General features: G+C 49.2%; 13 protein-coding genes. 6 read left to right on the top strand and 7 right to left on the bottom strand.

Translation table 11 applies throughout. From position 1 onward, the window contains the following. The coding region (locus ACRCZA_RS10975; RefSeq protein ID WP_438674475.1) for a PLP-dependent transferase at positions 1-393 on the bottom strand (393 nt) is incomplete at its 3' end. 313 nt (positions 394-706) lie between these two features. On the opposite strand from ACRCZA_RS10975, the gene ACRCZA_RS10970 reads away from it, so the two are divergent. After that, the gene (locus ACRCZA_RS10970) at positions 707-1,996 is read left to right on the top strand and encodes an NAD(P)/FAD-dependent oxidoreductase (protein WP_438674474.1); all 1,290 of its coding nucleotides are present in this window, start codon (positions 707-709) and stop codon (positions 1,994-1,996) included. Positions 1,997-2,131: 135 nt separating this feature from the next. On the opposite strand, the gene ACRCZA_RS10965 is transcribed toward ACRCZA_RS10970, so the two are convergent. Further along, positions 2,132-3,508 carry an L-serine ammonia-lyase gene (locus tag ACRCZA_RS10965; protein WP_438674473.1) on the bottom strand — a complete coding sequence of 459 codons (1,377 nt, stop codon included), beginning with the start codon at positions 3,506-3,508 and terminating at the stop codon, positions 2,132-2,134. A gap of 387 nt (positions 3,509-3,895) precedes the next feature. Between ACRCZA_RS10965 and nagZ the strand changes: the two genes are divergently transcribed. Then, a complete protein-coding gene (gene nagZ, locus ACRCZA_RS10960; protein WP_438674472.1) occupies positions 3,896-4,924 on the top strand; it encodes a beta-N-acetylhexosaminidase in 1,029 nt (342 codons plus the stop codon). A 140-nt stretch (positions 4,925-5,064) separates the two neighbouring features. Beyond that, entirely contained in the window at positions 5,065-5,604 is a 540-nt protein-coding gene (gene ycfP, locus ACRCZA_RS10955; RefSeq protein ID WP_438674471.1) for an alpha/beta hydrolase YcfP, read from the top strand. Positions 5,605-5,735: 131 nt separating this feature from the next. Here ycfP and ACRCZA_RS10950 read toward each other — a convergent pair whose 3' ends face one another. The 3 genes from ACRCZA_RS10950 to asnS all read right to left on the bottom strand — a co-directional run bounded on the left by ACRCZA_RS10950 (position 5,736) and on the right by asnS (position 8,358). After that, positions 5,736-6,155 (bottom strand): hypothetical protein, encoded by a 420-nt coding sequence (locus ACRCZA_RS10950; RefSeq protein ID WP_438674470.1) that lies wholly within the window; start codon positions 6,153-6,155, stop codon positions 5,736-5,738. A 2-nt stretch (positions 6,156-6,157) separates the two neighbouring features. Then, on the bottom strand, positions 6,158-6,541 hold the full coding sequence (locus tag ACRCZA_RS10945) for a hypothetical protein (protein WP_438674469.1): 384 nt from the start codon (positions 6,539-6,541) through the stop codon (positions 6,158-6,160). A gap of 416 nt (positions 6,542-6,957) precedes the next feature. Continuing rightward, positions 6,958-8,358 carry an asparagine--tRNA ligase gene (gene asnS / locus ACRCZA_RS10940; protein ID WP_438674468.1) on the bottom strand — a complete coding sequence of 467 codons (1,401 nt, stop codon included), beginning with the start codon at positions 8,356-8,358 and terminating at the stop codon, positions 6,958-6,960. Positions 8,359-8,507: 149 nt separating this feature from the next. On the opposite strand from asnS, the gene ACRCZA_RS10935 reads away from it, so the two are divergent. After that, positions 8,508-8,849 (top strand): hypothetical protein, encoded by a 342-nt coding sequence (locus tag ACRCZA_RS10935; RefSeq protein ID WP_438674467.1) that lies wholly within the window; start codon positions 8,508-8,510, stop codon positions 8,847-8,849. A gap of 62 nt (positions 8,850-8,911) precedes the next feature. Here the strand turns inward: ACRCZA_RS10935 and ACRCZA_RS10930 are convergent, their stop codons facing one another. Then, positions 8,912-9,496 (bottom strand): CoA pyrophosphatase, encoded by a 585-nt coding sequence (locus ACRCZA_RS10930; RefSeq protein ID WP_438674466.1) that lies wholly within the window; start codon positions 9,494-9,496, stop codon positions 8,912-8,914. A gap of 40 nt (positions 9,497-9,536) precedes the next feature. Next, complete coding sequence (gene pabB / locus ACRCZA_RS10925; RefSeq protein ID WP_438674465.1) at positions 9,537-10,946, bottom strand: aminodeoxychorismate synthase component I; 1,410 nt, start codon at positions 10,944-10,946, stop codon at positions 9,537-9,539. Between the two features lie 119 nt (positions 10,947-11,065). Here pabB and ACRCZA_RS10920 point away from each other — a divergent pair, with 119 nt between their 5' ends. Beyond that, positions 11,066-12,616 (top strand): fumarate hydratase, encoded by a 1,551-nt coding sequence (locus ACRCZA_RS10920; RefSeq protein WP_438674464.1) that lies wholly within the window; start codon positions 11,066-11,068, stop codon positions 12,614-12,616. A 243-nt stretch (positions 12,617-12,859) separates the two neighbouring features. Further along, positions 12,860-14,806 (top strand): prolyl oligopeptidase family serine peptidase (locus ACRCZA_RS10915; RefSeq protein ID WP_438674463.1); only part of this gene is annotated, 1,947 nt, incomplete at its 3' end.

Raw genomic sequence — 14,806 nt, 5'->3', positions numbered from 1 at the left:
GGTGGTTTCAATGCCAAAACCTGCAAGCAGATGGTTGCACAGATCCCGCGTGGGCTCATAAACACTATCGACCATTAATAAGTGATCACCCGCCTTTAAAAACGACAGCAGCGCCGCGCTTATCGCCGCCGCGCCCGAGGGATACAGGGCTGTGCCTTCGCCACCTTCCAGTTCGGCAATGGCGGCCTGAAAGGCAAAGTGGGTCGGGGTACCACGCCTGCCATAAAACATCTCGCCCTCGGTTTTGTGTTTGGCAGCGTGGCGCATATCGGCCAGAGTCTCAAACACGATAGTTGATGCGCGAAACACCGGAGGGTTGATCACGCCTTTCGTCCATTTTTTGTCTCGACCTAAGCTAACAATTTGGGTGGCGAGTTGATGTTTATCTGTCATTGGGGATTACCTTGGCATCTAGGGTAAGCAACGGTCAGTCGGCAAGTCTCTGAGATTGCTAATTTATTGTAATAACGGTCATCTTAACATCTCTTTGGCAAAATGGCAGAGGCGCCAATGATGAGTTTGTTTCATTGGTAGCCATGGACGTGCGGATCTCGTTCTTGACGGCTTTGGGCGGTGAGATATACTCGCGATATTGCACAAATGTAAAAAATGTAAAACAAAAATGGTGGCTGCCGCCGTCAGGCCTGAGCCACGTTTTGCAATGCCGTCATTATCTTGAATATTGCAAGTACCTTAAGGAATGCCTATGTCAATTGCGCGCTGCGCCTCCTATTACAATGCCACCATAAATCAAGAGTCTGATTATCCTGAACTTGACAGTGAGTTACGGGTCGATGTGGCGATCATTGGCGGCGGTTTTACGGGGGTTGCGACGGCCCTCGAGTTAGCCGAAAAAGGCTATCAAGTGGCCTTGATTGAAGCCAATAAAATTGCCTGGGGCGCCACTGGGCGTAATGGTGGCCAGGTGACGGGAAGTTTATCCGGCGATGCGGCCATGACTAAGCAGCTCAGGCGTGTCATAGGCCAAGAGGCGGAGGATTATGTGTGGCATCTACGCTGGCGAGGCCACGATATTATTAAAAATCGGGTGGCTAAGTACGGCATCGATTGCGATTTAAAATTTGGGCATATTCAAACTGCTTATCGGCCCCAACACCTGCAAGATTTGGCTGCTATGCATGATGAGGCGCAGCGACGGGGCATGGGGCATTTTATGACCTTGGTCTCGGCCGAGGACATGCCCGCCTATTTAGGCTCTCCTCTCTATCATGGTGGATTGGTGAATCGGCGCAATATGCATCTGCATTCGGTCAATTTGTGCCTTGGCGAAGCCCGCGCGGCGGCAGGACTCGGCGCATTAATCTTTGAACATTCCCCCGTCCTGGATATTGAGGAGGGGGATGTGGCGACGGTTGTCACCGCTAAGGGAAAAGTTCGCGCCAATAGCGTGCTCATCGCAGGCAATGCTTATCATAAATTGGCGCGCCCGGCGTTGAGGGGCATGTTATTTCCGGCATCTTTAGGTAATTGTGCTACTGCGGTGTTGCCTGATGAGTTAGCCAAGCAGATCAACCCGCAGGATCTGGCCGTGTACGATTGTCGCTTTGTGCTCGACTATTATCGGTTAACTGCTGATAAACGATTGATGTTTGGAGGCGGTACGAATTACAGTGGGCGTGATCCTAAAAATGTGGCGGCGGAGCTTAGGCCCGCTATCGAGCGCACCTTTCCTCAATTAAAGGGGGTGGACATTGAGTTTGCTTGGGCTGGCCTTGCGGGCATTGTCATCAATCGTATTCCGCAGCTGGGTAAAGTGTCGCCTAATGTCTTTTATTGCCAAGGCTATTCAGGCCATGGTGTTGCCACATCTCATATCATGGCCGAGATCATGGCCAAGGCGATTGATGGGCAATTGCGGGAGTTTGATTTGTTTGCAGCAATGCGCCATATCCGTATTCCCTTAAATGAATGGTTTGGCAATCAAGCATTAGCGTTAGGGATGCTGTATTACACCTTAAGAGAAAATTGGCGCTAGTGGCCGGATGTGGCCTTTGGGGTAACCCCCATGGGCGGATTGCAACCGACAAAAATGCCGCAACGAAGTTGCGGCATTTTTTAACGGCTCAAGACATTATTGCGAAGCGGTGACTTAGCAATATCCGGAGTGGAATTAACATTCGACGATGTTAACAGCAAGGCCACCTTTGGCGGTTTCTTTATATTTACTGCGCATATCCTTACCGGTATCCATCATGGTTTTGATCACTTTGTCGAGTGATACCTTGTGGTTACCATCACCACGCAGGGCCATACGCGAGGCGTTGATGGCTTTGATTGCGCCCATGGCATTGCGTTCAATACAGGGCACTTGTACTAACCCGCCGACGGGATCGCACGTCAAACCTAGGTTATGCTCCATGCCAATTTCGGCTGCGTTTTCAACATGTTCAACTGTACCACCCATGATCTCGGTCAACGCGCCAGCAGCCATAGAGCAGGCTACGCCGACTTCACCTTGGCAACCCACTTCAGCCCCAGAAATGGAGGCGTTTTTCTTGTAGAGAATACCAATGGCAGCAGCGGTGAGCAGATAGCGCGCACAAATGTCAATATCCACATCTTGCACAAAGGTGTGGTAGTAACATAAAACGGCGGGAATAATCCCTGCCGCACCGTTGGTGGGCGCAGTGACAACGCGATCGCCAGCGGCATTTTGTTCATTGACCGAGAGGGCAAATAAATCGACCCAATCCATCGCCGTTAATGGATCCACATTATTGCGGCCTTCAGCCTGTAAACGGCGGTAGAGTGCCGGAGCACGGCGTCGCAGTTTCAAGCCGCCGGGTAAAATCCCTTCTTTTTGGTAGCCCCGTTCGATACAGGTCTTCATGGTTTGCCAAATGTTCCACAGCTTAGCTTTAACATCGGCTTCACTGGCAAGGCTAAGTTCATTTGCCATCATCAGTGAGGAAATGCTCAGGCCGTGCTCACCGCATAATTGGAGTAATTGTGCACTGCTGTTGAAATCAAAGGGAGCGGATTTGATTGGCGATGCTGGCGAGGCATTGCCTTGATTTATTTCATCTTCATCTAAGATAAAGCCGCCGCCAACAGAATAATAGGTACGTTCATAAATGCATTTGTCTTTGCTGTAAGCATAGAGCGTCATGGCATTGGCATGGGCTGGCAGGCTTTTGCGTCTATGGTAAATGATGCCGTTTTCACGGGTGAACTTAACGACTTTGCCTGTGCTCAAGGTTAAGGTTTCACTCTTAGACACATGCTCGAGAATGCCATCGATAGTATCGGTATCCACGGTTTCAGGATCTTCGCCCATCAGACCTAAAATCACCGCTTTGCCAGTACCGTGTCCTTTACCTGTTTGACCGAGAGAGCCAAATAACTCGGAGCGCAATTCATCTAATTGCGATAGCAGATTGGCATCAGCCAGATGCTGCATAAAGATTTTGCCCGCTTTCATCGGGCCAACAGTGTGTGAGCTAGATGGGCCGATGCCGATCTTGAACATATCAAATACGCTAATCATGATTGAAGTCCTGTTGTGTTTTGCTGTTTATTCTAGTCTACGTTAGCCATATTGCGCGCTGTATCTTAGCAAGCAGACTAGCGTTGTTGGCGTAAACTCTGGCAAACTGCAGGCTGTTTTCAAGGGAAAACGGCTTGTATGATACCTTGTTAAGTAGTATCCCATAAATTAGTGGGATAATTATCATTAGTTTTTTTTATTCAAAAACTTTCGGATAAGTTGAGCTAACAGCGTCCTATGGTTGGTGCGCGACAGCGGGTGATGTTCGCACTATGAATAGGCCTGTAACGGTGAACAGCCCGATATTTTGGTATTTTGTGTGATACAACTATCCTTTAGTGCTTGTGGTAATTTTTGAAGTATAGATGAATAATTTTAGGGAGAAATATGAGTTATTTAATGTTGGACTTGCTCTCGGTGGATGTCAGTGAGGCGGAAGCTCAAATGCTGCGTCATCCGCAGGTGGGGGGCTTAATTCTCTTTTCCCGCAATTTTAGCAGTCGTTCGCAGCTTATCGCGTTGGTGCAACAGATCCGCGCCATCCGCCCAGACATCCTTATTGCTGTTGATCATGAAGGCGGCAGAGTGCAGCGGTTTCGAGAGGGGTTTACCTTGATCCCTGCCATGGGGGATATTTTACCCGCGGCCAAAGGCGACATGATCTTGGCCAAACGTTGGGCCTGTGAGCTGGGTTTTTTAATGGCAATAGAGTTATTGGCCTGTGATATAGACTTAAGCTTTGCCCCTGTGCTCGATCTGAATGGTATTAGCCAAGTGATTGGCAAACGCAGTTTTAGTGCTGATCCGCATGAGGTTGTCGCGCTGGCCGATTCATTTATCGACGGGATGGCACAGGCGGGGATGGCCGCCGTCGGCAAACATTTTCCTGGTCATGGCAGCGTTGCGGCGGATTCCCATATTGCTAAACCAGTCGATGACCGTGAAGCTCAGGCAATATTTAACCACGATATGTTGCCGTTTAAGCAGCTTATTGCAAACGGTCGCCTTGCGGGCATCATGCCTGCTCATGTGGTTTATCCAAAGGTGGATCCTCATCCGGCAGGTTTTTCAAGTTATTGGTTGCAGCAAGTGTTACGCGAGCAATTAGGCTTTACAGGTGTCATTTTCTCCGATGATTTAGGCATGAAAGGCGCATCCTTTGCGGGCGATTATGTAGCGCGGGCGCAAGCGGCCTTGGATGCTGGCTGCGATATGATTTTACTGTGCAATGATAATCCTGGTGTCATGACCTTATTAACCTCATTTGTCTGGCCGACGAGTGCGCCTAAGTTTCCCGCTAATTTGCTCAAGCCGAATGCCGCGCAAACGGCAGTCGCCCTTGAAGATTCGGCCCGTTGGGAAAAGGCAAAACAGTTAGCCGAGCAAATTTGTTTAGCCCAACAGACAAAGATTTGATGTAGTGCAGGCGCTGATGTCATACACTTTTGCTAGCACAGTGCTGTTGTTAGAGAAGCGCTGTTGCTAGACAAGCGCTATGGCGAGGGTAGTGCTATCCGTCTAAAAACTGTTCTCACACATTGTGAAAAGGCCCTGATATGATTTTCTATCTTCACGGATTTGATGCAACCAGCCCTGGTAATCATGAGAAAATGCGTCAGTTGCAGTTTATTGATCCTGATGTACGGCTGTTAAGTTACAGCACTCTTCATCCAAAACATGATATGCAGCAATTACTTAAAGAGGTCGCTAAGCAAATGCAGTTTTGTGACGATCCTGCCCCCTTGATGGTTGGTGTTGGGCTCGGTGCTTACTGGGCTGAGCGGATAGGATTTTTAAATGGTTTAAAGTCGGTGTTGATTAACCCAAATCTTCATCCCGAGGATACGATGCAAGGCAAGATAGATCGGCCTGAAGAATATGCTGATATTGCCAATAAATGCGTGGCTGAATTTAGGAAAAAAAACAGCCAAAGGGCAATGTGTATTTTGTCGCTGCAGGATGAGGTGCTAGATAACCAAGCCAATGCCAGAGAGTTAAGCGCTTATTATCCAATAGAGTGGGAGCCCAAACAGCCCCATAAATTTCCGCAGTTAGCCACTTATTTACCTAAAATCAAAGCGTTTAAACTGGCTTAAATCAATGCAATACGTTGGCATACTGCCAACGTATTGCTGAATGTGCCTCATGGTTTAAGATTGGCAGAGGCTTTTCCTTGCAGAGGCTCTAAGTGGGCCTTTGCAAGTAGCAGTGAAGTGCCTTGTCTGGCTTAGTCATCATTATGATCAGAAATCGCTTTCGCGACACCGATCACCGCAGCTCCCACCGCAATACCTCTTAAAATATCGCCAGAATCGTTATTGTCCTTGTCGAATCTATCGTATCTATCGTATCGGTCGTTTCTATCGTATCTGTCGTATTTGTCTTCACGGATTTCTCGGCGAATTTCGCGGCGGGCTTCAGTGCGCTCGCGATTGACTTCTCTATAGCCTTCACGTATTTCCCTTCTGGCGCACTCCTTCGTTTTGCAGCGTAACACTTCACGGCGAGCCTCGAGTTTTTCCCTGCTGACCTCGCGGGCGCCTTCGCGCACTTCTTTTCTGATCTCATAGCGCCCAGCTTGCACTGGGGGGGCTATCGACATCCCGAGTAAACTTATCCCAAAGAGGGGGAGTAGTAGCAATTTCATCACTATTCTCCTTTACGGAAAGATGCTATGCGAGCTTCATACTTCTCGAGGACGGTTTTACATTCTTCGATGTTAAGCTCAACACTGCTGCCATAACCGAAGGCTGCAGTAAATAAGAAGGCGCGGTCAATCCCAAATAGCCGAGTGATTTTGGCATTGACATCCATCGCCTCACGCTCTAATTGGGTGGATTGCGCTTTGTCTACACAACCGAGCGCTAAACCTGTGAGGTAACCAAATTTTTTGAATCCTTCATCAATTTTTTCTTCCGCTTGTATTTCAGCATTGGCAGCGGTGTCATTGCTGACATGGGTGTCGGCATAGACTGCACTGGCTAATACCGACATTAACATTACCGCGGGTAATATGAGTTTGCGTGTATTCATCTCATTGTCCTTACAAGTCTATTAAGTGATGGGGATTGTGCGACTGAAAGTTAAGCGATGGCCCAGCGTAACGCGATGGGGGTGAGCGTTGTAGACTGCAGCGGTGAGCATAGTTCAAAAAAAACCATCATGCCAATCAGCTTAGCGCACTGGTGAGTTAACCTGCTTGGGTTAATCGCTATATCAACAAGGCGTTAGATTGATAATCGAGGTCCGCCGCATCAGGGCGATGCCTAACATTTGATGAGGGACATGAGCGCATCTCGGTGCTTAACGTGTCAGGTGGGTTGCTCGAGCTTTAGGACTGGTTGTGTTAAACCCGCTTGTCTGATAAATGCTATACAAGCGGGTGGGGGGAGCAGCATGAGTTGGCAATGATTTTTGCCAACTCAGTGCTAGGCAATCTTGATAAGTGCTTAGAAGTTGGCAGTGCGTGGTGCCCGTGGGAAGGGGATCACATCACGAATATTGGATACGCCAGTGACGTAAGACACTAAACGCTCAAAGCCAAGACCGAAACCTGCGTGTGGCACAGTGCCATAGCGGCGCATATCGCGGTACCACCAGTAATCTTCTTTGTTCAGATCCATTTCGGCTAAACGCATATCCAGCACGTCTAAACGCTCTTCACGTTGTGAACCACCGATGATCTCACCAATGCCTGGGGCCAATACGTCCATTGCCGCGACGGTTTTGCCATCATCGTTAAGGCGCATGTAGAAGGCTTTGATATCTTTTGGATAGTTTTTCACCACCACAGGAGCTTTAAAGTGTTCTTCTGCAAGATAACGTTCGTGCTCAGAAGATAAGTCGATACCCCAAGACACTGGGAACTCGAAGGTTTTGCCACAGTTTTGTAAAATGGTCACCGCATCGGTGTAATCCACTTGGGCAAAATCGCTGGACACGAAAGATTGCAAACGCTCGATTACCGTTTTATCAACGTGTTGGGCGAAGAAGGTTAAATCGTCCATCCGCTCAGTCAAGACGGCATTAAACGCATATTTGAGCATAGCTTCCGCTAAGCCGGCGATATCGTTTAAGGTGGCGAACGCGACTTCAGGCTCAACCATCCAGAATTCTGCTAAATGGCGGCTGGTGTTGGAGTTTTCAGCGCGGAATGTCGGGCCAAACGTGTACACTTTTGACAGCGCACAGGCGTAGGTTTCGGCGTTTAACTGGCCCGATACGGTCAGGAAAGCTTCTTTACCGAAGAAATCTTTATCGTAGTCGACCTTACCTTCGCTGGTGCGTGGCAGGTTTTCCATGTCTAAGGTTGATACACGGAACATTTCGCCTGCGCCTTCACAGTCAGAGGCGGTGATCAGTGGTGTTGATACCCAAATAAAGCCTTCTTCGTGGTAAAAACGGTGAATGGCTTGGGATAAACAGTTACGCACGCGGGCAACGGCACCGATAATGTTGGTGCGGGGGCGTAAATGCGCTAATTCACGTAAATGTTCAATGGAATGACGCTTAGCGGCCATGGGGTATGTGTCAGGATCATCTACCCAACCGGTTACCTCAAGCGCGGTGACTTGTAGTTCAAAGGCTTGGCCAGCACCGGGGGATTCAACGATATTACCGGTCATGATCACCGAGCAACCGGTTGTCAGCTTTAACACTTCGTTGTCGTAATTATCTAAGCTATTTGGCACGACACCTTGAATAGGATTAAAGCAGGAACCGTCATAGACAGCCAAAAAAGAGATCCCGGCTTTAGAATCTCGACGGGTTCTTACCCAGCCACGAACGGTGACCTCAGAACCTACGGCGTGCTCACCTTTAAATACAGAAGCGACAGATGCAATGCTCATTGTTGCTTAGTTCTCCAACGAAACGTTTTATATGAAAATTTTGGGGGTTTATATTACCTTGCTGGTGACTTTTCTCAAGCTGAAAAAGGTATCCTGAGGCCATTATTGCTAATATTTAACAATATACCGGGTGAAATTAAGGGGTCGATATGAGGAAAGTTAACATTTTTCAATTTATCCTCGCGACGTTATCCATTTTAGGCTGGGCTTTGGCCGTGTATGCCTTGTTGGTTTTTGGTGAAGCGCGGCCAGAGCGGCAAATAGGCAGTTTTTTTTCCAAAGGGATGGTGTTACGCACTTTTTGGGATCCACAGGAAACCCAATTACTGGAGTATTTGATTTGGACTTGTGCGGGGATAAGTCTGTTAAGCCTTGCGGTTAATTATTACGTGGCGCACCACAGTAAATTGGGATATTGGTTTAATATTCCCTTGTTGCTGCTAACTTCCATTGCTGCGGGGTTATATATTCGCTTGGTTATTTTGGGCTAATCCTTCCATCGGCGTCGCCACTGCGCGGTTGAGCACTAAAGCTTGAACGTTGATCGTTGCCACTAAATGCTGGCCGTTGGCGTTAAATGCCGACACAGGTGATCGAGCATCGCTGCGGTTGCGCCCCAAATCAGTCGCTGCTCATAGTGAATAAAGTGCACCGGGTAATAGCGTCCTTGGCGCAAAAAGTGGTTCCGATAGCGATGCTGAGGTTCCATCACATAACTTAAGGGGAGGGTAAAACATTCCGCGACTTCGCCGGGATCCAGTATTAAGTCAAAGGGGTGTTTGATCAGGCCCACGACGGGAGTAATGTCGAATCCGGTAAAGGTGTGATGAGCCGGAAACGTGCCGAGGACCTCAACATTGTGTCGCATTAACCCAATTTCTTCCTCGGCTTCCCTAAGGGCGGTTCCGATAGCGTTGGGATCGCTTGCCTCAATTTTGCCACCCGGAAAACTAATTTGCCCTGGATGGGCGCGCAGGTGCTGGGGTCTTTGGGTCAAAATAACCTGCAGTTCGCCATTGAGTTGGTGAAGGCCAATCAGCACCGCGGCCTTGCGAAGGCTGGGGTGAGGTCGTGCTGCACTCTCCACCTTGGCAAGGGGCTGTAAATTAAATCTGAGTCTAAATTCCGCCACATCCATAGGAACATCACTCTATTTTTTTGGCCAAAACCGCGAGGCGTTACCTCGATGCTTTAGTGCCCAGTAAGGGTAAAATACGGCTGATTTTATCAAGGCTCTCTTGATATTCGCTGTCCACCTGTGAGTCTGCCACAATGCCGCCTCCCGCGCTGCAGTAAAGTTTACCCTGCTCGGCGATTAAGGTGCGGATGGTAATGCTGGTATCCATTTGCCCATCTTGACTTATGTAACCGATGGCGCCGCAGTAGAGGCTTCTACGAGACGGCTCTAATTCTTCAATAATGGCCATTGCGCGGATTTTGGGGGCGCCGGTTATGGAGCCGCCGGGGAAGGCGGCGCGCAGTAGATCACTGGCGCTGTATTTGGCATCGAGCGTGGCGGTCACCGTGCTGACTAAATGGTGCACAGCAGGGAAGCTTTCTACCTCAAACAAATGCGGCACCCGCACTGAGCCGGGGGCGGCGACTTTGCCAATATCGTTACGCAGTAAATCGACAATCATGACATTTTCGGCGCGATCTTTGGGGGATTGTGCAAGGGAGATTGCCGCCTTGGCATCCAGTGTCGGATCGCTTAGGCGGGCTAAGGTGCCCTTAATCGGTTTGGTTTGGATCTGAGCGCCGCGCAGCTGAATAAAGCGCTCGGGCGAGATCGATAAAATGGCATGCTGCGGCAAACGAATAAAGGCAGAGAAGGGCGCCTGATTAGCCTCGCGCAGTTGGCAGTAAGCGGTCCATTCATCCCCTTGATAATCGGCATCAAACCGTTGAGTTAAATTAATTTGATAGCAATCACCGCTGTGTAAGTAGGCTTGAATGGCTGCAAATTTGTGCTGGTAATCGCATTTACTCTGCTGGGCGCGCCAATCACTGACCAAGGTAAAGGGGGCACTGTGGGGCTGCGTGCGCAGTTTGGTTTCAATGACCTTTAGGGTGGCATTCAGTGCGGCTTCGCCTAAATAGTGCACCAGATGCCAACGGCTGCTGGCGTAGTCAAAAATCAGTGCCCAGTCATAAAAGCCAATATTCATCTCGGGCAGATTAATATCATGCTTAGCGATCGTGGGGAGTGTTTCGATGCGCCGGCCTAAATCGTAACTAAAACATCCCATTGCGCCGCCGCTAAAGGGGAAATGGCAGGCTAATGCTTCAGGATACCAATGTTTGTTTACTTGTTTGAGTAAGCAGAAGGGATCGTCATGTACATCCAGCGGCTCTGGTAAGCTGAGTTCAGTCTTGAGCAGCTTAATCTCACTCTTTGTCCCTTGAGTGACTAAGGTCGCAATGGGACTGGCGCAAATGATGTCAAATTTTGCATCCTGATGGGGGGCGTTGGCCGAGTCGAGTAAGATTGACCATGGCTCATTGGCAAAATATGTAAACAGTTCTGTGGTGCTGAATGTCCAGTCAAGTTGGCGTGATGCAAGCTGTGTTGACGCCCTAATTGCCATCGATTAACCCTATTTAAAATGTGATGTAGCCCAAAAAGAGGGGAAAGAGTATCATATTGGTTCTGAAGGATTAACAAAAAAACAAGAATGGCCACCTAGGCCGCTGGAGCGCTCCTACTATGTCATCTCACGATTACACCTCTGAAAACCCAATTATTAAACAAGCCGACTTTATTGAAAGTGTGGCCGATGCCCTGCAATACATCTCCTACTATCATCCAAAGGATTTTATTGATGCCATGAGCCAAGCCTATGCGCGCGAGCAAAGTGCTGCGGCCAAGGATGCCATCGCACAAATCCTGATCAACTCACGCATGTCAGCCGAAGGCAAACGTCCACTGTGCCAAGATACCGGGATTGTGACCACGTTTGTCAAAGTGGGCATGGGGGTGAAGTGGGACAAAACCGATATGACCATTCAAGAAATGGTTGATGAAGGGGTGCGCCGCGCCTATACCAATTCTGATAACCCGCTGCGGGCATCGATTGTGGCAGATCCTGCCGGTAGCCGTAAAAATACCAAAGATAACACCCCGTCAGTGGTGCATATCGATATGGTGCCGGGCAACCACATTGAGGTCGCGATTGCCGCCAAGGGCGGCGGCAGTGAAAACAAAGCCAAGATGGTGATGTTAAACCCATCGGATGACATTGCCGCTTGGGTTGAAAAAACGCTGCCGACCATGGGCGCAGGCTGGTGTCCACCGGGGATGCTTGGTATTGGCATCGGTGGCACCGCTGAAAAGGCGGCGGTGTTAGCCAAAGAAGCTTTAATGGAAAGTGTGGATATCCATGAGTTAATGGCGCGCGGCGCGCAAACCACCGAAGAAAAATTGCGGTTAGATATTTTTGAGCGGGCCAACAACTTAGGGATAGGTGCCCAAGGCCTTGGCGGTTTAACCACAGTGTTAGATGTCAAAATCAAATCGGCCCCGACCCATGCCGCCTCCAAACCTGTGGTAATGATCCCGAACTGCGCGGCCACGCGCCATGTGCATTTCCATTTAGATGGCAGTGGTCCTGCGCAACTCGTGCCGCCGTCATTAACCGATTGGCCAGAAATTACCCGCGAAGTGGGCAGTGATGTGCGCCGCGTGAACTTAGATACAGTGACTCAAGCGGATATCGAGCAGTGGCAAAGCGGCGACACCCTGCTGCTGAGCGGTAAAATGCTCACCGGTCGCGATGCGGCCCACAAACGTATCCAAAGCCTGATTGAAAGTGGCGAAGGTTTGCCTGAGGGTGTCGATTTTACCGGTAAGTTTATTTATTACGTCGGTCCGGTCGATCCGGTGCGTGATGAAGTGGTTGGGCCAGCAGGCCCGACCACGGCAACGCGGATGGATAAGTTTACTGACTTGATGCTCGATAAGACCGGTCTGATGGGGATGATTGGTAAAGCCGAGCGTGGCCCGGCTACTGTTGAATCCATCCAAAAACATAAAGCGGTCTATTTGATGGCCGTCGGTGGCGCCGCGTACTTAGTGTCTAAGGCCATTAAAAAATCTCGGGTAGTGGCCTTTGCCGATCTTGGTATGGAGGCCATTTACGAGTTTGAGGTTGAGGATATGCCCGTCACGGTTGCAGTGGACTCAAAGGGCGTTAATGCCCATGAAACCGGCCCCGCGATGTGGAAAATCAATATCGCAGAGGCCAAAGGTAAAGCCTAAGCCCTAGGATCCCTGTTTTAAGGGATATGGCCGCACTGACAAATTGTCACAAAAAAATCCGCTCAGGTGTGGCCTTTTGGCTTGCTTGAGCGTTTTTGTTTCGCTAGTGTGGCAAACTCATTTAAAAACAACGAACACTTATCTTATAAACGATGAATGGGTGTCTTGATGCGACGATAGGGGATGTGTATTCCCAGTTCGTTGATAAGCCTCGAACATTTATGACAAAAGATGGACATAACAATGAAAATAGCGCCTCTTCTATTGGCTCTGAGCAGTGCCGGTTTAGCCTACTCAAGCTATGCAACCGCATCCACGCCCTTTACGGTGCAGCAATTAATTAACCTCAATAAAATGCATTCGACCACAGTGTCCCACGATGGCACTAAGTTGGTGTATGGCCTTAAAACCGTTAATGACAAAGGCGAGAGTCACTCCGAGTTATATTTGTTAGATCTGACCCAGGCCAATGCCAAACCCTTACAACTGACCGCCGCCGCAGGCACTGAGCATGATGTCAGCTTTGCCAAGGATGATAGCGCGATTTATTTCCTCGCCAATCGTAGCGGTACAAGTCAACTGTATAAATTGTCTTTAAGCGGCGGCGAAGCGGTTCAAGTTTCTGATTTACCATTAAATATTGATGGATATAAACTGGCAAATGATGGCAAACAAATCGTACTGAGCATGCGAGTATTCCCTGAATGCGCCGATTTGGGCTGTTCAAAGGACAAATTTGCCCAAGAGGCTGCGCGTAAATCCACCGGACGTGAGTATCAACAATTAATGGTCCGGCATTGGGATACCTGGGAAGATCATGCCCGTAACCATTTGTTTGTCGGCGCTCTCACCGGAGAGAAACTGACTCGCGTTGTGGATATCACCCAAGGATTAGACACCGAAACTCCGCCAAAACCTTTTAGTGGCATGGAGGAGGTGACCTTCACCCCCGACGGCAAACATGTGGTATACAGCGCCAAGGCACCGAGTAAAGATCAGGCTTGGACCACCAACTACGATTTATGGCAAGTGCCAGTGACGGGTGGCAGTGCCGTGAATTTAACCCAAGACAACCTCGCCTGGGATGCGCAGCCGACATTTTCGAGCGATGGCCGCTATATGGCCTATTTAGCGATGACGAAACCCGGTTTTGAGGCCGACCGTTATCGCATTATGTTGCGCGATGTGAGTACGGGTCAATCCAAGGAAGTGGCACCACTGTGGGACAGAAGCCCAAGCTCACTGATGTTTGGCCCGGATAACCGCACGTTATATGTCACCGCGCAGGATATGGGGCAGGTATCAATCTTCAAAGTGAATACCCAGTTTGGCGATGTGGAGTCAATTTACAGTGATGGCACCAACAGCTTAATTGCGGTGACGCAAGATCAACTGATTTTTGATAACAAAACCTTAGTCGAACCTGGCGATCTCTATCGCATCAACACCGACGGTCAGGCATTAAAACGCTTAACGGCGGTTAACCAAGCCAAATTGGCCGAGATAAAATTTGGTGAATTCCAGCAATTTAGTTTTAAAGGCTGGAATAACGAAGATGTGTACGGTTATTGGATCAAGCCGGCTAATTATCAAGAGGGTAAAAAGTATCCCATCGCTTACCTCGTGCACGGTGGGCCGCAGGGTTCCTTTGGTAACGCCTTTAGTTTCCGTTGGAATGCGCAGTTATGGGCGGGCGCGGGTTACGGTGTGGTCATGGTCGATTTCCACGGCTCTACCGGTTATGGCCAAGCCTTTACTGACTCCATTACCCAAGACTGGGGTGGTAAGCCATTAGAAGATCTACAAAAAGGTCTAGCGGCGGTGAGTCAGCAACAAAAATGGCTCGATCCACAAAATGCCTGTGCTTTAGGAGGGTCCTACGGCGGCTACATGATGAACTGGATCCAAGGCAATTGGAACGATGGCTTTAAATGCCTAGTGAACCACGCCGGGTTATTCGATATGCGCTCGATGTATTATGTGACCGAAGAGGTGTGGTTCCCTGAGCATGAATTTGGTGGTACTTATCAGGATAACAAAGCGTTATATGAGAAGTTCAACCCAGTTAACTATGTGGAAAACTGGAAAACGCCGATGCTGGTGATCCACGGTGAGAAGGATTTTCGCGTGCCCTATGATCAAGGTTTAGCGGCCTTTAGCTTTATGCAGCGTAAGGGCATTCCATCGGAG

It is taken from the genome of Shewanella sp., from assembly GCF_051658185.1.
In the GTDB taxonomy this organism is placed as follows: Bacteria; Pseudomonadota; Gammaproteobacteria; order Enterobacterales; family Shewanellaceae; genus Shewanella.
The sequence above is the reverse complement of the archived record's forward strand: the minus strand, read 5'-3'. Positions and strand labels throughout refer to the sequence as shown.